At 62.0% G+C, this 18328-nt stretch carries 17 protein-coding genes; 6 read left to right on the forward strand and 11 right to left on the reverse strand.

The genetic code is table 11. The annotated features are described in order from the left end of the window. Positions 1-457 precede the first annotated feature (457 nt). The 3 genes from NKI58_RS32445 to NKI58_RS32455 all read left to right on the forward strand — a co-directional run bounded on the left by NKI58_RS32445 (position 458) and on the right by NKI58_RS32455 (position 3802). The gene (locus NKI58_RS32445; RefSeq protein WP_352789336.1) at positions 458-2650 is read left to right on the forward strand and encodes a S9 family peptidase; all 2193 of its coding nucleotides are present in this window, start codon (positions 458-460) and stop codon (positions 2648-2650) included. Next, complete coding sequence (locus tag NKI58_RS32450) at positions 2647-3273, forward strand: LysE family translocator (protein WP_352789339.1); 627 nt, start codon at positions 2647-2649, stop codon at positions 3271-3273. Before NKI58_RS32445 ends, NKI58_RS32450 begins: the two co-directional genes overlap by 4 nt. 145 nt (positions 3274-3418) lie before the next feature. Next, positions 3419-3802 (forward strand): SET domain-containing protein, encoded by a 384-nt coding sequence (locus NKI58_RS32455; protein WP_352449057.1) that lies wholly within the window; start codon positions 3419-3421, stop codon positions 3800-3802. Positions 3803-3813: 11 nt separating this feature from the next. Here the strand turns inward: NKI58_RS32455 and NKI58_RS32460 are convergent, their stop codons facing one another. From NKI58_RS32460 to NKI58_RS32475, 4 genes are all read right to left on the reverse strand, one after another. After that, positions 3814-4764: a cytochrome c gene (locus NKI58_RS32460; protein ID WP_352854306.1), complete on the reverse strand. Its 951-nt coding sequence runs from the start codon at positions 4762-4764 to the stop codon at positions 3814-3816. Positions 4765-4773: 9 nt separating this feature from the next. Next, complete coding sequence (locus NKI58_RS32465; protein ID WP_352449059.1) at positions 4774-5217, reverse strand: c-type cytochrome; 444 nt, start codon at positions 5215-5217, stop codon at positions 4774-4776. Between the two features lie 175 nt (positions 5218-5392). After that, positions 5393-5989 carry a superoxide dismutase gene (locus tag NKI58_RS32470; protein WP_023677850.1) on the reverse strand — a complete coding sequence of 199 codons (597 nt, stop codon included), beginning with the start codon at positions 5987-5989 and terminating at the stop codon, positions 5393-5395. 107 nt (positions 5990-6096) lie between these two features. Continuing rightward, on the reverse strand, positions 6097-6975 hold the full coding sequence (locus tag NKI58_RS32475; protein ID WP_292658468.1) for a branched-chain amino acid aminotransferase: 879 nt from the start codon (positions 6973-6975) through the stop codon (positions 6097-6099). 151 nt (positions 6976-7126) lie between these two features. On the opposite strand from NKI58_RS32475, the gene NKI58_RS32480 reads away from it, so the two are divergent. Beyond that, positions 7127-7789 carry a haloacid dehalogenase type II gene (locus NKI58_RS32480; protein WP_023677852.1) on the forward strand — a complete coding sequence of 221 codons (663 nt, stop codon included), beginning with the start codon at positions 7127-7129 and terminating at the stop codon, positions 7787-7789. A gap of 173 nt (positions 7790-7962) precedes the next feature. After that, positions 7963-8787 (forward strand): L,D-transpeptidase, encoded by an 825-nt coding sequence (locus NKI58_RS32485; RefSeq protein ID WP_352454305.1) that lies wholly within the window; start codon positions 7963-7965, stop codon positions 8785-8787. A gap of 356 nt (positions 8788-9143) precedes the next feature. Here the strand turns inward: NKI58_RS32485 and NKI58_RS32490 are convergent, their stop codons facing one another. The 7 genes from NKI58_RS32490 to NKI58_RS32520 form a co-directional block, all read right to left on the reverse strand. Continuing rightward, on the reverse strand, positions 9144-9563 hold the full coding sequence (locus NKI58_RS32490) for an Ohr family peroxiredoxin (RefSeq protein ID WP_352454304.1): 420 nt from the start codon (positions 9561-9563) through the stop codon (positions 9144-9146). Positions 9564-9618: 55 nt separating this feature from the next. Continuing rightward, complete coding sequence (locus NKI58_RS32495) at positions 9619-10680, reverse strand: alpha/beta fold hydrolase (protein WP_352454303.1); 1062 nt, start codon at positions 10678-10680, stop codon at positions 9619-9621. A gap of 46 nt (positions 10681-10726) precedes the next feature. Beyond that, complete coding sequence (locus tag NKI58_RS32500) at positions 10727-11479, reverse strand: SDR family oxidoreductase (RefSeq protein WP_352454302.1); 753 nt, start codon at positions 11477-11479, stop codon at positions 10727-10729. Positions 11480-11570: 91 nt separating this feature from the next. Continuing rightward, complete coding sequence (locus tag NKI58_RS32505; RefSeq protein ID WP_502897060.1) at positions 11571-12227, reverse strand: VOC family protein; 657 nt, start codon at positions 12225-12227, stop codon at positions 11571-11573. Positions 12228-12448: 221 nt separating this feature from the next. Further along, complete coding sequence (locus NKI58_RS32510) at positions 12449-13096, reverse strand: cysteine hydrolase family protein (RefSeq protein ID WP_352454300.1); 648 nt, start codon at positions 13094-13096, stop codon at positions 12449-12451. Positions 13097-13143: 47 nt separating this feature from the next. Beyond that, positions 13144-13680, reverse strand: a complete 537-nt coding sequence (locus NKI58_RS32515) for a hypothetical protein (protein WP_352789353.1) — start codon at positions 13678-13680, stop codon at positions 13144-13146. 130 nt (positions 13681-13810) lie between these two features. Then, complete coding sequence (locus NKI58_RS32520) at positions 13811-15130, reverse strand: epoxide hydrolase family protein (protein ID WP_502898526.1); 1320 nt, start codon at positions 15128-15130, stop codon at positions 13811-13813. Between the two features lie 207 nt (positions 15131-15337). Here NKI58_RS32520 and NKI58_RS32525 point away from each other — a divergent pair, with 207 nt between their 5' ends. Next, on the forward strand, positions 15338-18196 hold the full coding sequence (locus tag NKI58_RS32525) for an ATP-binding protein (protein ID WP_352454299.1): 2859 nt from the start codon (positions 15338-15340) through the stop codon (positions 18194-18196). Positions 18197-18328: the final 132 nt, after the last annotated feature.

An 18328-nucleotide genomic window follows, 5' to 3' on the forward strand; every position in this document is an offset into this window, starting at 1 on the left:
CCATTTTTTCTGGTCAGACCAGCATCGACTGACGCCGCGGCAAGCAGCCATTACACAAACGGCAGCAGGTAAATAGAGTTCGATGCTTGACCCTGCCGGCGGCATTACAGCCTGGATGATCGGCGGATTCAGTAAAATCATAGGTTGCGAAGCGTTACTGTTGCTCGCGAGCCGTCGCCGGAGCGGTGCGCTGTGTCATTGAAATGGGGTAATGTATTTCTGTAGACCCAGCCATATCGGCCACTTGCCAAGCCGCGAAGGCAGTTGCATGAGATTGACCGGCACTGGCAGGGTCATCGCAGCGACGGCGAGAACCGCGGCAGTCCGAGAAGAAATATTCGTTATCCGCTCCTCCAGCCCGTCCTCTCGAGCCACCACGACAATAGATCATAGCCCTTGAACCCGCGCTGCTCGGCGTGTTCATTCGCCATTCAAGTAGCTTCCACAGCGAGACGCAATGACCAGAACCCCAGTGTTTCCGACCGCCACGCCGCCGCAGCCGGAGAAGCGGCCGATCTTCGACACGCATCACGGCATAACGCGGACGGACGATTATGCCTGGCTGAGGGCCGCCAATTGGCAAGAGATGTTCAGGGATCCGTCCCTGCTCGACGGCCAAATCCGCGCCCACCTCGAAGCCGAGAATGCTTACCAGGCGGCGCTGATGGCCGATACGGTCCAACTGCAGAAGCAGCTTTTCGCGGAAATGAAGGGACGCATCAAGGAAGACGATTCTTCCGTGCCGATGAAGGACGGACCTTACGCCTACGGCTCCTCCTTCAAGCTTGGCGGCCAGCAGCCGCGTTATTTCCGCACGGCGCGCGACGGCGGCGACAAGCGGATATTGCTCGACGGCGATGCCGAGGCCGAGGGCAAGCCCTATTTCCGCCTGGGCGGCGTCGATCATTCGGACGACCACAGCAAGCTGCTCTGGGCCTTCGACGACAAGGGTTCCGAATTCTACACGCTGCGCGTCCGCGATCTGGCCGGCGGCAACGATCTGGCGGACAGGGTCCCGGACACCGGCGGCGGCGGTGTGTGGGATGCCGGCAATGACGGTTTTTTCTACACCCGCCTCGACCCCAACCACCGTCCTTCCAAAGTGCTGTTCCATGCGCTTGGCGACGGTCCTGAAAACGACCGGCTGATTTACGAGGAGACTGATCCCGGCTTCTTCATGGATGTCGGCGGCACGCGCTCCAACGAGTGGATCATGATCGGCATCAACGACCATGAGACCTCGGAATACCGTATCATGAGCGCCGACGATCCGTTCGCCGAGCCGAAGCTGGTTGCGGCGCGCCAGACCGGCCTGCAGTACGAACTCGAGGAAGGCGGCGACATCTTCTTCATCCTCACCAATGCCGACGGCGCCAAGGACTTCAAGATCATGACGGCGCCGGCCCATGATCCGGTGCGCGCCAATTGGCAGGAACTGGTGCCGCACGAAGCGGGCCGGCTGATCCTTTCGGTGATCGGCTTCAAGGACCACATGGTCCGGCTCGAGCGCAAGGAAGGCCTGCCGCGCATCGTCGTGCGCGACCGCAAGAGCGGCGAGGAGCACCTGATCTCCTTCGACGAGGAAGCCTTCTCGCTCGGCCTGTCCGGCTCCTACGAATACGACACCGAGATCATGCGCTTTTCCTATTCGTCGATGACGACCCCGGCGCAGGTCTTCGATTACAACATGCGCACCCGCGAGCGGGTGCTGCTCAAGACCCAGGAAGTGCCGTCCGGCCACGACCCGGAGCACTACGTCACGCGCCGGCTGATGGCGCCTGCCGCCGACGGCGAACTGGTGCCGATCTCGCTCCTCCATCACCGCGACACACCGCTCGACGGGTCCGCCCCTTGCCTGCTTTACGGCTACGGATCTTACGGCATAGCCGTACCCGCCGCGTTCAACACCAATCTGTTTTCGCTGGTCGACCGCGGCTTTGTCTACGCGATAGCCCATGTTCGCGGCGGCAAGGACAAGGGCTATGGCTGGTACGACGACGGCAAGCGGGCGAACAAGATGAACACGTTCACCGATTTTGTCGCTGCCGCCCACCACCTCGTCGCCGAACGCTATACACAGCATGACCGCATCGTTGCGCAAGGCGGTTCGGCCGGCGGCATGCTGATGGGCGCGGTCGCCAACATGGCGCCGCAATGCTTCGGCGGCATCGTCGCCGAGGTTCCCTTCGTCGACGTGCTCACCACCATGCTCGACGCCAGCTTGCCGCTGACGCCGCCGGAATGGCCGGAATGGGGCAATCCGATCGCGTCGGCGGAGGATTACCGGACCATCGCCGCCTACTCGCCCTACGACAATGTCGCCGCACTCGACTATCCGCCGATCCTGGCACTGGCCGGCCTGACCGACCCGCGCGTCACCTATTGGGAGCCGGCCAAATGGGCGGCGCGGCTGCGCGACCGCAAGACGGGTGAAAATCCGGTGCTGTTCAAGATCAACCTGGATTCAGGCCATGCCGGCGCCTCCGGCCGGTTTTCAAGACTGGAGGAAATCGCCTTCACCTACGCCTTCGGGCTCAAGGTGACTGGCAAGGCCGAGCTTGCGGCGCGAACATCGGCGGATGAGCGGTCATTGCCTTCCGTTCCGCGACGTGGCTTCATTGGCGGTGAGAGTTGCGGAGCCCACCAATGATCGATCTCGCCACGTTGATAGCTTATGTCGCGGTTGTGCTTGGCTTTGTCTTCATCCCGGGTCCCGCCACTCTTCTGACGGTGGCGCGGGCAACCAGTTCCGGAACCAGGGTGGGCATTGCGACCGGCGCCGGGATCGCGGCCGGCGACGTGGTTCACACCTCCATGGCGATCGTCGGCATTTCGGCGATCATTGCCACGTCGGCGGCGCTTTTCAGCATCGTGAAGTACATCGGCGCAGCCTACCTCATTTATCTCGGCATTCGCGCGATCATCGAGAAAACGCCGGCCTATCCGGCCGCCGGCGCACTTGCGATCCCCGCTGCCAAAGCATTTCGGCAGGCTGTTTTGACCGAGGTTCTCAATCCCAAGACCGCGCTTTTCTTCCTCGCATTTCTTCCGCAGTTCGTGCGGCCTGAAAACGGATCGGTGATGCTTCAACTGGCGATATTGGGCGTCATCTTTGTTCTGTTGGGCCTCGTCAGCACGGTGGTTTTCGCCGTGGGTGCGGGCGGCCTCGGTGCATTCCTGCGCCGAAACCCGACGGTGCTGAGATGGCAAGGCAAGGCTGTCGGCGGTATCTATTGCGCCTTAGGCATCCGGCTGGCGCTGCAACAGCGCTAGGGTCTCGACAGGCGACGAGCCGTACGAGGCTTCGGATAATGGGCAGGCACAGCTGATTTTCCGCTCGCAATTGCAAAGGCCGCGCGCTACCCAGTGCGCGGCCTTTTCACAGCCGCGCCAACACACAATCACCCAGGGATCTGCCATGTTGCTCGTCGATGTCTATCTCGACAAATCGCCCATCCAGGGCATCGGCGTCTTTGCCAAGAACCACATTGCCCGCGGCACGCTGGTCTGGAAGCTCGACCCGAAATACGACCGGCGCATCGAGGTAGCGGCCTACGAGCGGGAAACCGGGCCGGTCAGAACCTATCTCGACCGCTACGCCTATCCGGACCGGCGCGACCCGAATTACATCGTCTTCGAAGCCGACGATGCGCGCTACATGAACCATGCCGACAGCCCGAATTGCGACGTCTCGCAGCCGGAGGAGACCTATGCCTTGCGCGACATTGCGCCCGGCGAGGAAATGACCTGCGACTACAATCACTTCTTCGAAACCGGCTTCGATTTCCTCGGCGACCGCTGACGCAACAGCCGTCAGCTCGACGGCTTCTTGCGCGCCGGATAGCCGTTGGGATGCGGCGGCAGGGCCTTCAGGTAGGCGGCGATCGCCGAGCGGTCCTCCGGGGTCAGCACGGCCATGTTGCGCTGCACGTCGACCATTGCGCCGCCGACCGTATCGAAATCCGGCGTGAAGCCGGTTTCGAGATAGTTGGCGATGTCGGCCTCGGACCAGTCCGCGATGCCGCCCTCGCCCGACGTGATGTTCGGCACGATGCCGCTGCCTTCGGCGGAGGCCGCACCTGCCAGCCATTGGCTCTTCCTGGTGCCGCCGGTAAGATCCCGCGGCGTGTGGCATTCGCCGCAATGGCCGGGGCCTTCGACCAGATAGCGGCCTGTCACCACCGGATCCGGTGTGCCGTCGGGAAAGGAAACGACCGGCTGGTCACTCAAATAGAGCAGCTTCCACAAGCCAAGACCGCGTCGGACGTTGAAGGGAAACCCCAGCGAATTGGCGGGCGCCTTGCCGGCGACCGCGGGTAACGTCTTCAGGAATGCATAGAGATCGGCAATGTCGGCCGGCTTCATGCGCGCGTAGGAAGTATAGGGAAATGCCGGATAGAGATGCTCGCCCGACGGTGACACGCCCTTCAGCATGGCGTTGGCAAGATCCTCGACCGACCAGGCGCCGATGCCGTCCTTGGTATCCTGCGAGATGTTCGGCGGCACGAAGGTGCCGAATGGCGTCTTGAGTTCAAGGCCGCCGACCAGTTGAAGGCGGGCGTCGCCTTGCGAGCCAGGCTTGGCATGACAGGATGTGCAGCCGCCGGCGTAGAAGATGCGCTTGCCCCTGGCGGCCTCGCCGGGGCCAAGCTGCGCCAGCGTTGCGGCATCGAGCCTGACCGGAGCCGACAGGAACCAGCCGGCAATCGCGGCCGCGCCGCCCAGAACGAGGGCGGCGCCGACAAGTTTCTTCAGCAAGCGCATTGCCCGCTATCAGCCTTTTTTCACCCTGTAGTTTTGATGACAGTTGCCGCAGCCGCCGCCGATGGTGTTGAACTGCGCCTTCAACGCGTCGGCATCCGCAGGTGCTGCGGCGACCGCCGCCTTGACGTCGGCGAGGTACTTGCCTTCAGCCGTCTTGAAGCCGGCCATGTCCTGCCAGATTTTTGGGGACGCCGTGGTGTCGCCGGTGTCGCTGCCGGCCGGGAAAAGCGTGTCGACGCCGGCATGGAATTTCTCGGCATTTACCTGCAGTGCCTGCAACGCCGTCAGCACCGAAGCTGCGTCGTAGGGCGTCTCGCCCTTGACCACTTTCGACAAGCCGGCGGCGATCTTGCCACGTTCCTTCATCAGGGCCTGCCGGTCGGCTACCGGGTCGGCAAATGCCGCCGAACCGGCGAAGGCGAGCATCGAGATGGCGAGGATAAGCTTTCTCATTCACTTGGCTCCATGTTGAAGGCAAATTCAGGATGCGGTCCCACCCCGATGACAAACGGCAAGGATGGCTTAAAAATTCCGACGCTTCGCCTCACGCTTGCGTGAAATTTTGCAGCTGTCGTTCTGATGCTGAAAAAGAAAAGCCCCGGTTCTGCCGGGGCTTTTCTGGAACGGATCAGGCCTTTTCGTAGAGTTCGAGCACATAGTCCCAGTTGATGAGACTGTCGACGAAGGCTTCGAGATATTTCGGCCGGGCGTTGCGATAATCGATGTAATAGGAATGTTCCCAGACATCGACGCCGAGGATCGGCGTCGCGCCATGGACGAGCGGGTTCTCGCCGTTCGGCGTCTTCGAGATCGCCAGCTTGCCGTCCTTGACCGAGACCCAGGCCCAGCCCGAACCGAACTGGGTGGTGCCGGCGGCGATGAAGTCGGCCTTGAACTTGTCGTAGCCGCCAAGATCGCTGTCGACCGCCTTTTGCAATGCGCCGGGCAGCTTGTTGCCGCCGCCGCCCTTCTTCATCCATTTCCAGAAATGGATGTGATTGTAGTGCTGGGCGGCATTGTTGAAGAGGCCCGCATTCTTGCCGAAGGACTGTTTGACGGCCTCTTCGACCGACAAATCGCCCATGCCCGCCTCGGCGGCCAGCTTGTTGCCGTTGTCGACATAGGCCTTGTGGTGCTTGTCGTGGTGATATTCCAGCGTTTCCTTGGACATGTAAGGCTGCAAGGCCTCGTAATCATAGGGCAAGGCGGGCAATTCAAAAGCCATCGGTCGTACTCCCTCGTGGAAAAATCCGGTGTCGATACCGGACTAACATAGGACTGGATTGGTCTGGAACAACTCCGGAAACGAAGCGCCGGCCGCTTTTTAGCGGGTCAGCCGGGCGAAGTCGAATGCGCCCATTCCCAATAGAGTTCGCGCGCCTTCTTGGCGACCGGTCCGGGTTGCAGATTGCGATCCTCGATACGGGTGACCGGCACGACTTTCGAGTGGTTTCCGGTCGAGAAGATTTCGTCTGCCTCCAGGAAATCGCGGATCGACAGCGTCTTTTCCGTCGTCGTGAAGCCGTATTCGCCTAGCAGGGCCATGGTGCGCGCGCGGGTAATGCCGGACAGGAAGGTGCCGTTCGGCGCCGGCGTCAAGACATGGCCGTCCTTGACCAGGAAAATATTCGAGGTCCCGGTCTCGGCGACATTGCCCAGCATATCGAGCACGAGCGCATTGTCGAAGCCGCGCATCTTGGCTTCGAGGATGGCACGGCCGTTGTTGGGATAAAGGCAGCCAGCCTTGGCGTTGGTCGGCATGGTTTCGATGGTCGGGCGCCGGAACGGCGACACCGTAACCGAAAAACCCGCCGGCGAGATCATCGGCGATTCATAGAGGCAAAGGCAAAAACGCGTCGAGGCCGGGTCGGCCGGCACGCCCATATAGCCGCCATGCTCGGCCCAATACATCGGCCTGATGTAGACTGCCGTCTTGCCGTCGAACTTCTTCAGCCCGTCCCAGGTCAGCCCGACGATCTTGTCGGTGCTCATCGTCGGCTTCAGGCCGAGCGCGATCGCCGAGGCGTTTACCCTTGCTGCATGGCGATCGAGATCGGGGGCGACGCCCTCGAACCAGCGGGCGCCGTCGAACACGCTGGTGCCGAGCCACATGGCGTGGCTGCGCGGCCCTAGAATGGCAACATTGCCCTCGTACCAGTCGCCGTCGACGAAGGTCCATGTCGCGGATTGCGCCGCAGTCGCCAGTGTCATTGCCAGGTTCCGTTCGATGCTTGTTGCGGCGCATTGGAAGATGCTTTGGCGGCCGCCGTCAACCGGCTTGGCTGAGATTTGTTGAGGCCAGCGGGCTGGCGGACTGCAATCAGCGCTTGCGCCTTGCCTTACGCGGCCTCAAAACTGTCGAATGCAGTTCGCGGCTTACGTTTTCGACGCCTATGGCACGCTGTTCGACGTGCATGCGGCCGTGCGCCGTCACGCCGACCAGATCGGGCCGGACGGCCAGTTGCTGTCCGATATCTGGCGCGCCAAGCAGCTGGAATATTCCTGGGTCAGGACGCTGATGGGGGCCTATGCCGATTTCTGGCAGCTCACCGAGCAGGCCCTCGACTTCGCCCTGCGCAAGGTTCCATCCGCGGATGCCGGGCTGAGGGCGAAGCTGCTTGAGGCCTATTGGCGGCTGGACTGCTATCCGGAGGTGCCGGCCGTGCTCAAGGCGCTCAAGGCATCGGGGGCAAGGCTGGCGATCCTGTCCAACGGTTCGCCTGAGATGCTGCAAGCGGCCGTCAAGTCCGCCGCGCTCGACCAGGTCCTGGACGACGTCTTTTCTGTCGACAGCGTCAGGCGCTTCAAGACCGATCCGTCGGTCTACGACATGGTCACCACGGGCTGGCGCCTCTATCCGGGCGCTGTCTCTTTCCAGTCATCCAACCGCTGGGACGTCGCCGGCGCCACCAAATTCGGCTTCAGGACGGTGTGGATCAACCGCGCCAATCAGCCAGAGGAATACCGGGATTTTCCACCGGCCCTGATCCTGCCGTCCCTTGAAGGTCTGGTCGCCGGGGGGTGACACCGGAAATGTTGCGTCGGCGCAACAGTGACGATCCAGTCACAGCTTTGCCTTTGTTTGTCCACCCTGCGGCCAGAATTGGAACCGCCTATCGCGCCGGGCATTGCTCGGGCAACCGCGCGCAACAGGACGCATTTATGCTTTGTTGCGATTTGAGACTTAAAAAAGGCATCATGTTCATATCCCCATCGTCCTCTTTTCGCCTGAGCCGTCGCGGTTTTCTCAACGCAGCAGCCCTTGGCGCCGCCTCGGTCGCGGTCTCCAGTTGCACCACGCTGTCGCAACAACCGGTCGAGCCGCCGCCGCCGACCTATGTCGAGCCGGCGCTCGGCGACTATGTGACGATGTATGGGCCGATGTCGGATGGCGGCTTCGAGCTGCCGGCCATACCGGTCGACAAGATCGACCCGCAGTTCCTGCGCCAGATCGTTGACGATCCGACCGGGCAGCAGCCGGGCACTATCGTCGTCGACACCACCAATCACTTCCTCTATCTGGTGCGCCCGGGCGGCCAGGCGATCCGCTATGGGGTCGGCCTCGGCCGCGCCGGCTTCGAATGGTCGGGCGATGCGGTGGTCCAATGGAAGCAGAAATGGCCGAAATGGACGCCGCCGGACGACATGATAGCGCGGCAGCCGGAGTTGAGACCCTACAGCGCCGAGAATGGCGGCATGCCCGGTGGGCTCAAGAACCCGCTTGGCGCGCGGGCGCTCTATCTCTTCCAGGGCAACCAGGACACGCTCTACCGCTTGCACGGTTCGCCGGAATGGCGGTCGATCGGCAAATCGGTGTCGTCGGGCTGTGTTCGCCTGATGAACCAGGACATCATCGACCTCTACGACCGTGTGCCGAACAAGACCCCGGTCGTGGTGACGGCCGACATCGGTCAGCCGATGGTGGCGACAGCAAACCGCAAAGCCATTCCGATCGACGCCGGCGTGCCGGAAGGATCGATCCTGCTCGGCCCGATAAAATCGATCACAAACTCGATCTTCTGAGCTGATCGAAAGCACAGGGGCGGGATTGCTCACGGCTCCTGCTGGTTTTGCCGAGCGTCGGCTTGCTCGTATCGGCGCCCGCCTTTGGATTTGATGCTTACGTTGAGGCGGACTTTGCCGCACGTGTGTGCAGACGCCACCAGTGACAGCTCATGACCCAGAGCGGACATTTCGCGCTCAGAAGGGATTATCACGGTGACCGGAGGGATACCCCTCCTGTCATCCTGACCGTATTTGTGCTGGATGCGCTCTGACAGGTGCGATGCCGTGGCAGGTTTTTGTAGACCTTGGCGAGAAGGATGATCCAAAATGTAACCCTGGCCATGCCAATTGCTTCAACGATCGATGCAATCCACTCAGAGCAGGTTGATCGCAATTTGAACGTTGCCGCGCGTCGCTTTCGAGTACGGACAAATGTCGTGCGCCTCGTCGATCAGGGCTCGTGCGGTATTGTACTCCACGCCAGGCAGGCTGACGTTGAGCCGAGTGCTGAGAGAGTAGCCGTCGTCCCCGAGGTTCAGATCAACCTCGGCATCGATTCTCACTCCGGCCGGCAGCGTAATTTTTTGTTCGTGAGCCACAGACGCAACCGCGCTTGCGAAGCTGGCCGACCAGCCGGCTGCAACCAGTTGCTCCGGGTTGGTGCCGATGCGCGCCGATCCGGGTGTGGAAAGCCTGATGTCCAGAAGGCCATCAGAGCTGCGCGAGGCGCCATCCTCGCGGCCACCTGTGGTTGTGATCCTGGCCGTATAAACAACCCTTGCGATCAGGTTCATAGGCATTCTTTTGGTGGCTGTAGTACCTGCCGGAGGAGCGGCGCCGCGAACTCGATCACGCGTCGACCTCGATAACGGCGTCGGCAAAGGCCTCTGGCGCTTCCTGGGGTAGGTTGTGTCCAATGCCGCCCATGACTACCCGGTGGCTATATCTGCCTGAAAACATCTTGGCGTAAGCGCTGGCGTCCGGATGCGGCGCGCCATTGGCGTCGCCCTCGAGCGTCATCGTGGGCACGGAGATGACGGGTGCCTGAGCAAGCCGCTGCTCCAGTGAATCATATTGCGCCTCGCCTTCTGCCAGGCCGAGCCGCCAGCGATAATTGTGGATGACGATCGCGACGTGATCCGGATTGTCGAAGGCCGCAGCACTCCGCTCGAACGTGGGCTCATCGAAATTCCATTGCGGCGAGGCGAGCTGCCAAATCAGCCTGGCGAAATCGCGCGTATATTTCTCGTAGCCGACACGGCCGCGATCGGTAGCGAAGTAATATTGGTACCACCATTGCAGCTCGGCCTTCGGCGGCAGCGGCAGTTTGCCGGCTTGCTGGTTGCCGATGAGATAGCCGCTCACCGAGACCATCGCCTTGCAGCGTTCCGGCCACAGGGCGGCGATGATGTTCGCCGTCCGAGCGCCCCAGTCGCAGCCGGCAATCGTCGCCTTCTCGATACCCAGCGCATCCATCAGCGCGACGATGTCGGCAGCGATGGCCGACTGCTGACCATTGCGCATCGTCTCGTCCGACAAGAACCGCGTCGTGCCGTATCCGCGCAGGTAGGGCACGATCACGCGGCGGCCTTTCGCCGCCAGAATGGGCGCAACGTCGACATATGTGTGGATGTCGTAAGGCCAGCCATGGAGAAGGATAACGGGCGGACCGTCGGCAGGGCCGGCCTCTGCATAGCCGACATTAAGGACACCGGCATCGATCTGCCTGGGTGCGCCGAACGAGTTCTTTGCCGTGTGCATCGCAGACGCCGTCGTCTGGTCGACTCCGCTGGGTGCCGCCTTCGCTGTCGCGGTCATGCCGAGTTCGGCAAGCGTCACGCCCATTGCGGCTGCACCGATCAGGCGACGGCGGCGCTCATCGATTTTGTCGCAAACACTGATCGTGTTCATGGTGATGTCTCTTTGTGATGAGGCAATGTGCTTTGTTCCTGCATAGTCACGAGACGAGCTGCTGGCCGCCGTCGACGTCGTATGTCGCGCCCGTCAGCGCCGTGTTGCTCATGATGTGAACGGCGAGCGCGGCGACATCGGCCGGTCCGACGACACGTCGGATTGGCAGCGTCGCGCGCAGTTCGTCGCGCCGCTTGTCGAGGTTGTCGCCGAGCAGCGACGCCGACAGTGGCGTGTCGACGAAGCCTGCGGCGATCAGGTTGACGCGTATCGGCGCGAGCTCGAGCGCGAGATTGGCGATGAGCGCGGGGAACGCGACGGTAACCGTCGAGACGATCGCGAGGCCTGGTTTTGGGCGGCGTGCGCCCGTGCCGCCCATGAATATCAGTGAGCCGGCCGACCCGACCTTGCCGGCGGCGCTGCGTGCCACATTGAGCGCGAGCAATAGGTGGTCCGTGAGATCGTGTCGTGCCTCCTCGGGAGGAATTTCGAGGGGTGAGCGATAATGGGGAGCGCCGGCAGTAACCATCACATGGTCGATCAAGTCCGGCAGATCTTGAAAGAACGACTTCAGCTGGGTCGCATCGTTGGCGTCGAAGGCGGCGGTGCCCTCAGCGCTAATCTCGCGCGCTGCTTGATCGAGGCGGTCGCGATTGCGTCCGGTGAGGATGACGCGGGCGCCTTCGGCGCGGGCACGCCGGGCGGTCTCCAGACCGATGCCGGCGCTACCGCCGATGACGACGACGGTCTGGCCAAGAAGTTCAGGTTCGCGCTGAGTGGGGATGGCTGCGGTACTCATGATTTCCTCCGATAAAGGCCGTCAGGTCGCCACGATCTCCGCAGGCCGCGGACGAATACGGCGGCAGTGTGCCGCCGTCTGGAAGCTCGTCCTACTGCGGCAGTTCCTCGCCAGACTGCTCGGCCACCATGTATTCGGCGTACCAGTCCGGCCAGTTCTCGTCGCGCTGGCCGCCGGTCCGCTTCTCGTGCTCTCCGTGGGCGACCGACGCGCGCCGCATTGCGGCGGCCAGGTCGCCCTCGGAGGCGAAGCTCGTCGCCTTCGAGTCGATCCGGCCCGGAAACCGGGTGGTGATCTCCTGGAGCAGCCAGCCGTTCCCGTCGGGATCGGTGAACGTTGCAAAGGAGACGTAGCTGCGTCCCTCCGGGTCCCGACCATTGACAGCAGGCTGTCCCGGACCGGCACGGTGGAACACTTCGCTCACATCTGCACCATGAGCGATGAGCTCGGCGCGCGCCGCCACGATGTCGGACACGATGAGATAGAGACCCTGTGTCGACCCCGGCGCGGCCGAGGTGACACCCTTGCCGAAGTGGATCGAGCCAGGTGAGCCCGGAGGCGTGAACTGCACAACCCGGAACGTGTCGCCGACCGCGAAGTCGGCATCGAGCCGCCAGCCGAGGCCCTCGTAGAACTGCTTGGAGCGGTCGACGTCTGCGACCGGAATAACGACAACCTCGAACTTCAGGTCGACGGGACGTGCGCTTGCGGTGTCGGAGGTCTTTTCGCCCTGACGGGCCGTTGCGATGTCTGACATGGTCGTTTTCTTTCCAGTTGGGTGGGACCTGGTCCTGCCCGATCGTTGCCACGTAATGACCGAGCCTGTTCTCGATCTCTCTGCTGGATGTCGGCGAGAGCCAAGTTCTCTTCGACGTATTTTGACGCGTCGAGCGCACGGAAACGGTCCGCCGGTGTGAAGAGTGAGATGCGCACGGTTGGCCATTCCCTCGCGTGTGAGATCGATCATCACTACGCCTCGGCGGCCGAGGTCTGGACGGCAGAAATCGAGTCGATGATTTCGTCTGTCGTGACAATCGCGCTGGCGTAGTTCGGCATGTTGACGTCGAGAGCCGCGTGCATCTCCTCATCGGAGTAGTCTGCCGTCGCGTCCCTCACCACGGTTACGTCGTAGCCGAGCTCGGCGGCGAAGCGAACGGTCGCTTCGACGCAGGTGTGTGCGATCAGTCCGATGACAATGAGTTTCTGGATTCCGTGCCTTTTCAGCTGCAGATCCAGATCCGTATTGGCGAACCCACTGGAACACCAATGTTCGGTGGCGACAGTCTCGCCTGGCTTGGGCTCGAACTCGGACCGAATCTCGCCGCCCCAGGTGCCGTATTCAAAGCTCTTGCTCTTCCATGCTCTCTTCTGGACGGGCGCGACGTAAGTCCATGTCTCATAGTCGCCCGGACGGTATCGATGATGCATTGCATAGAAGACGCGAAGCTTAGCTTGACGCGCGGCATTCAGGACTTGCAGCATGTGAGGCACGCAGCCGTTCGCCTCTGCGACAGCCCGGATGCGGGGCCATATCTTGCCCCCGTCGGAAATGAAGTCGTTGTACGGATCGATCACCAGAAGTGCGGTGACCTCCCGGTCATGTGCGTGCCTCGTCATTGTGCCTCCTCCATGGAGCGGCTAGATCACAGGCCAGATGCTGCCGCTCAGTTCCTGAGCGCGGCTCGTTCGATGCTGGCCGCAAAAAGCGGCGTCTCGCTCTTCTTGTGAGCGATCGACATGGGCTGGCGCTGTGACCGAAGCACCTCGAACGGGATGCCCTGGCGCTCGAAGAAAGCCATGAATTCCTTCGTGGCCCAGGACCGGACGTGGTTGGTAAACTCACATCGGCGACTGTCGATAGCCTTGACGCTCAGCTCCCAATGCACATGGATCGTGGTGCGGCCCGTAGGCGTGAAGAGGTCTGAAACCGATTCCAGGATGAGGTGATCCTTGCGGCCGAGCGTCTCGACATAATGTTGCACCATCAGGCTGCCGCCGATGATCTCGACATTGATCGACATGCGCTTGCCATCCGGCGTCGTCGTGAAACCCGCCGCTATGTGGGCGGGCGAACACCCCTGATATTCATGTTCCGACAGCGCGAAGCACCAGTTGGGAATGTCGATCTTCTCGATCGGCGCGTTGATGATAGCCGTAAAGCTTGAATCGACGATTTCATGGTCCTCGACGGGGGCTGCCATCTTCGTGATGGGTTCGTGCGATACGGAAGATTGCGCGATTGCTGACATGACGTTCTCCTTTGTCCCGGGTTCAATCGGGTTGCCTTGGGCAGTCGAGCAGGCGTGACTGCAAGCAGAACCCTGTGGGGGTTCAGATTTGCTGGCGCAGCGGACGAAATGCCGTCCGGAGTTCGGCGGTGAAGGCTGCGGGCTGCTCCCAGGCTGCGAAATGGCCGCCCTTGAGGGGCCGGTTGTAATGGATAAGCTTCGGATACGCCTTTTCAGCCCAGCTCTGCGGCGCCTGGTAGATCTCGTCCGGGAAGGCGCTCACAGCGACCGGGATCTTGATGCCCCTGGGGTCGAAGAAGCCTCCCGTCGGGTGGTGCGCGTTGTCCCAGTAAAGACGCGCCGAGGAGATCGCGGTGTTGGTCAGCCAGTACATCGTGACATTGTCCAGGATATCGTCCTTCGTCAGCCCTTCCGCCTGCCCGTCGAAGACGCGTGCGATCAGCTCGTAGCTGCGGATGTCGTGGTCGAGCATCCAGGCTGCGAGACCGACCGGCGAGTCGACGACGCCGTAGAGCGTCTGCGGGCGATTGTTCATCTCGATCGCGTAGCCCAGCCCGTTCTTGTAGAAGTCGTCGAGCTGGTCGTAGGCCCGCTTCTCGTCGGGCGAGAGGCCGGCGGGCGCCGGGCCGCCGGCGGCAAGCGCCTTCGAGATGTCGGCGGGCACGGTGGCAGCCATGTTGGTGTGGATGCCGAGCAAGCCCGGAGGCTCTTGCAGCGCCATCGTCTCCGACACGGCGTTGCCCCAGTCGCCGCCCTGTGCGACGTATTTCGTGTAGTCGAGACGCTGCATCAGCGTAGCCCACGCCTTGGCGATGCGGGCAGGGATCCAGCCAGGTGCCGTCGGCTTGCCGGAGAACCCATAGCCCGGCAAGGACGGGATCACCACGTGGAACGCATCCGCCTCGGTCCCGCCGTATGCAGTTGGATTGGTGAGTGGCTCGATGACCTTCAACTGCTCTATGATCGAGCCAGGCCAGCCATGCGTGACAATGATCGGCAAGGCATTCTCATGCCTGGAGCGGACATGGATGAAGTGGATGTCCAGCCCGTCGATCTCGGTGATGAACTGCGGCAGGGCATGGAGCCGGGTCTCCATCTTGCGCCAGTCGTAATCCGTCGCCCAGTACTTCGCGAGCTTCTGCATTGTGGCGAGCTGCACGCCCTGGGTGTCGTCGGCCACATTCTCCTGGTCCGGCCAGCGGGTCGCGGCAACGCGTCGGCTAAGCTCGTCGATTTCCTCCTGAGGAAAGCTGACCTTGAAGGGCCGGATCGCATCGCCCGCGGCTGCGGCGACCGATGGGAGCAGGCTGGCAGTACCTACGGCGGCAATGCCCATTGCGGCCGTGCTCAAAAGGAGGCGGCGGTCCTGATCGATTAGTTCGGGAGTCTTGGTCGTATTCATGGGTCTCTCCTGGGGGGTGCTCGGTGCTGCCGAAAACTTACGCCCGCAGGACGAGAATCGCCCGTTATGTGTTGTGAGCCCCCTGTTAGTCGCTGTCAGCGCTGGTGGCTCCGGGCAGCGGGGTCCTGCCACCGTTCGCCTATGGTGCAGGTGTTGTACTTGACTTAGACTATAAGCTTGGTGGCGGGCGGCTCCGAGAGAAGCGCCATGACGATAGTGGCAGGTCAGGCCAAGGACGGGCTGTCGTTCGGTCCTTTCCATCTGGTTGCGAGCGAAAGGCTCGTCACAAAAAACGGCGCTCCCTTGGCGCTGGGTTCGCGTGCACTGGACATTCTCATTGTCCTGATCTCCACGCCGAATGAAATCGTCGGCAAAAAGGATCTGATGTCACGGGTTTGGCCCGATGTCGTAGTCGAGGAAGGCAGCCTGCGGTTTCACATGACCAGGCTCCGCAAGGCGCTGGGTGACGGAAAGGACGGCGCACGATACATCGCGACACTACCAGGGCGGGGTTATTGCTTCATCGCGCCCGTCTCGCAGACCGGCGGTCCGCGCGATGAAGAGCCTGCAGCTGCCGCCAGTTTTCCGCACGCGAATCTTCCGAGCCGCTTGGGCCGAATGGTTGGCCGGGACGACGACGTTCTCCAGCTGTCGGCTCGACTGAATGCGTCGCGCTTCGTCACAATCGTTGGCGCGGGCGGCGTCGGCAAAACCACCGTCGCGATCGCGGTCGGACATCACCTCATTGACGCCTTCGCGGGCGCTGTGCTGTTCGTCGACCTGGGAATGCTCGGCGATCCCGACCTGGTGACGACAGCCGTTGCCTCCATGCTTGGGCTGTCGGTTCAATCGAGTGACGCGACGCCCAATCTGATCGCCTACCTGCGCAACAAGCGGATGCTTTTGATCCTCGATACCTGCGAGCATCTCGTCGATGCGGTGGCGCCTCTGGCCGCAAGCATCATCGACGCGGCGTCGCAGGTCCACATTCTGGCAACAAGTCGCGAAGCGCTTCGAGTCGAAGGCGAGCATATCTACCGATTGGATGCCCTTGCCTGTCCGCCGGACGACCCAAGGCTTACGGCGGCGGTTGTCCAGACGTTTCCGGCCATTCAACTGTTCGTGGAGCGCGCGGTGGCAAGTGGCGCGCGCTTGGATGTCAGCGATGCGGAAGCCCTGATCGTCGCAAGCATCTGTCGAAAGCTTGACGGTGTGGCGCTCGCAATCGAGTTGGCGGCCCGGCGGGTCGAGTCTTATGGATTGCAACAAACCGCCGCGCTTCTCGATCAACGTCTGACTTTGCTATGGCTGGGATCGCGGACCGCGCCACCGCGTCAAAAGACCCTGCAGGCCACGCTGGATTGGAGCTTTGGGCTACTTACCGACCTGGAGCGCGCAGTGCTTCGCAGGCTCGCTGTATTCCTTGGTCATTTCACGCTCGATGCGGTCTTGGAAGTCGTCACAAGCGCTGCCCTCGACAGATCGACCGTTCTTAATGCAATGGATAGTCTTGTTGCCAAGTCGATCATAGCGACGCGCCCGCTCGGAGCGATGATGCGCTATCGGCTCCTGGATACCACGCGCGCCTACGTCCTCGATATCAGCATAGATGACGCCGAGGCCGCCGATCTGGCGGTGCGCCACGCCGCCTACTATCGAAGATGGCTTGAGCAAACAGGTATCGAGTGGCCAGGTCTGGCGACCGGCGAGGAGCGGGCTCCTCACTTCGCCGCCATCAACAATGTGCGGGCCGCTCTGGAATGGTGCTTCGGCGAGGGCGGAAACGCCGATATCGGCATCGGACTTGCCACTGCTGCCGCGCCTGTTTTCCTGGCGATGTCCTTGTTGCCGGAGTGTCATCGCTGGTCAGAACGCGCGATATTCGCTCTCGACGATGCCGCTCTTGGTGGAGTTGACGAGATGCATCTCCAGGCAGCCTTGGGTGTGTCCCTGATGTTCATGCGGGGAGGGCGTGATGCGGCGCGCGCCGCCCTGGAGAAAAGCCTGGCGATCGCCGAAGAACGCGGTGATACATTGGATCAAGTGCGCCTGCTGGGTCCGCTCAACATGTTCCACCTGCGGACAGGCAATTTCGTGACCGCCCTCCAGTTTGCAAAACGCTGTTCAGCCATAGCCGCGACCCTGGAGGATCCGGTCGCGATTGCGTTGGCGCATACCATTCTGGGGATATCGCTTCACCTTCGTGGTGACCTGGCCGAAGCCCGCGCGGAGCTTGAGGCAGCGCTGGATCGTGGGCCACGCTCTCAGCGAACCACAACGGTCTATCTCGGTTTCGAGGGCAAAATCCTGGCCAAGGCTATCCTGGCGAGGAACCTTTGGCTGCAAGGCCATCCGGACCAAGCCATGGACCGTGCTCGACAGGCCGTCGAAGAGGCCGCCGCCATGGATCATTCGCTGACGCTGGCGATCGCCTTGATCTGGGGAATATCGGTATTCCTGTGGGCAGGCGAACTGGAGAGTGCTGAGGCATACATAGACATGCTCATTTCCCGCGCCGAATCCCATTCCATGGCTCCGTACCTGCTGGTTGGTCGAGGATTCAAAAGCGACGTCGCGATCGGTCAAGGCGACGCGCAAGGTGGTGTCGAGGGACTCCGAACTTCTCTCCAGAAGCTCCACGCGGCGCCTTACGAATTGCTCACAACTGCACTCAACCTCTCGCTGGTCAGGGGGTTGTCCGCGATCGGTCAGGTCGATGAAGCAATGGTGCTGATCGACGATTCACTTGGTCAAGTCGAAAAGAACGGCGACCTAATGTACCTTCCGGAGTTGCTGCGGATGAAGGGAAGCCTTATTCTCCAGGTGTCGGAACGCAATCGCGCCGAAGCCGAGACATGCCTGTTGCAGGCGCTGGAGTTGAGCCGCAGTCAGGGTGCGCGAGCATGGGAGCTGCGAACCGCAGTCGACATGGCGACGCTGATGGCCGGGCAAGGAGAAGCCGGCAGCGCTTGCGCGCTGTTACAGCCGGTATACGAGCAATTCGAGGAAGGCCTGAGTACAGCAGATTTGAAGGCCGCCGAGCGCCTGGTGGCGACGCTGAGCTAGCTACCGCCGATACGCGTTACACTTTTGCAGACGGCCCGACGGCAGCTATTGTGATGGGTTTCGGATGCCGGCCGTCTACTGAGATGGCGTGGCTCGAGGCCGGCGTCCGGAAGCCTCCAGGGAAGGAACCCG

The organism is Mesorhizobium sp. M0522, assembly GCF_040321085.1.
In the GTDB taxonomy this organism is placed as follows: Bacteria; Pseudomonadota; Alphaproteobacteria; order Rhizobiales; family Rhizobiaceae; genus Mesorhizobium.

Coding starts and splice junctions, on each gene's coding strand:
- NKI58_RS32460 (WP_352854306.1), bottom strand. CDS start 4,764: ATGCGCTTGCTGAAGAAACTTGTCGGCGCCGCCCTCGTTCTGGGCGGC.
- NKI58_RS32455 (WP_352449057.1), top strand. CDS start 3,419: ATGTTGCTCGTCGATGTCTATCTCGACAAATCGCCCATCCAGGGCATC.
- NKI58_RS32465 (WP_352449059.1), bottom strand. CDS start 5,217: ATGAGAAAGCTTATCCTCGCCATCTCGATGCTCGCCTTCGCCGGTTCG.
- NKI58_RS32500 (WP_352454302.1), bottom strand. CDS start 11,479: ATGAGTACCGCAGCCATCCCCACTCAGCGCGAACCTGAACTTCTTGGC.
- NKI58_RS32520 (WP_502898526.1), bottom strand. CDS start 15,130: ATGAATACGACCAAGACTCCCGAACTAATCGATCAGGACCGCCGCCTC.
- NKI58_RS32470 (WP_023677850.1), bottom strand. CDS start 5,989: ATGGCTTTTGAATTGCCCGCCTTGCCCTATGATTACGAGGCCTTGCAG.
- NKI58_RS32525 (WP_352454299.1), top strand. CDS start 15,338: ATGACGATAGTGGCAGGTCAGGCCAAGGACGGGCTGTCGTTCGGTCCT.
- NKI58_RS32475 (WP_292658468.1), bottom strand. CDS start 6,975: ATGACACTGGCGACTGCGGCGCAATCCGCGACATGGACCTTCGTCGAC.
- NKI58_RS32485 (WP_352454305.1), top strand. CDS start 7,963: ATGTTCATATCCCCATCGTCCTCTTTTCGCCTGAGCCGTCGCGGTTTT.
- NKI58_RS32510 (WP_352454300.1), bottom strand. CDS start 13,096: ATGACGAGGCACGCACATGACCGGGAGGTCACCGCACTTCTGGTGATC.
- NKI58_RS32450 (WP_352789339.1), top strand. CDS start 2,647: ATGATCGATCTCGCCACGTTGATAGCTTATGTCGCGGTTGTGCTTGGC.
- NKI58_RS32495 (WP_352454303.1), bottom strand. CDS start 10,680: ATGAACACGATCAGTGTTTGCGACAAAATCGATGAGCGCCGCCGTCGC.
- NKI58_RS32480 (WP_023677852.1), top strand. CDS start 7,127: ATGCAGTTCGCGGCTTACGTTTTCGACGCCTATGGCACGCTGTTCGAC.
- NKI58_RS32445 (WP_352789336.1), top strand. CDS start 458: ATGACCAGAACCCCAGTGTTTCCGACCGCCACGCCGCCGCAGCCGGAG.
- NKI58_RS32515 (WP_352789353.1), bottom strand. CDS start 13,680: ATGGCAGCCCCCGTCGAGGACCATGAAATCGTCGATTCAAGCTTTACG.
- NKI58_RS32490 (WP_352454304.1), bottom strand. CDS start 9,563: ATGAACCTGATCGCAAGGGTTGTTTATACGGCCAGGATCACAACCACA.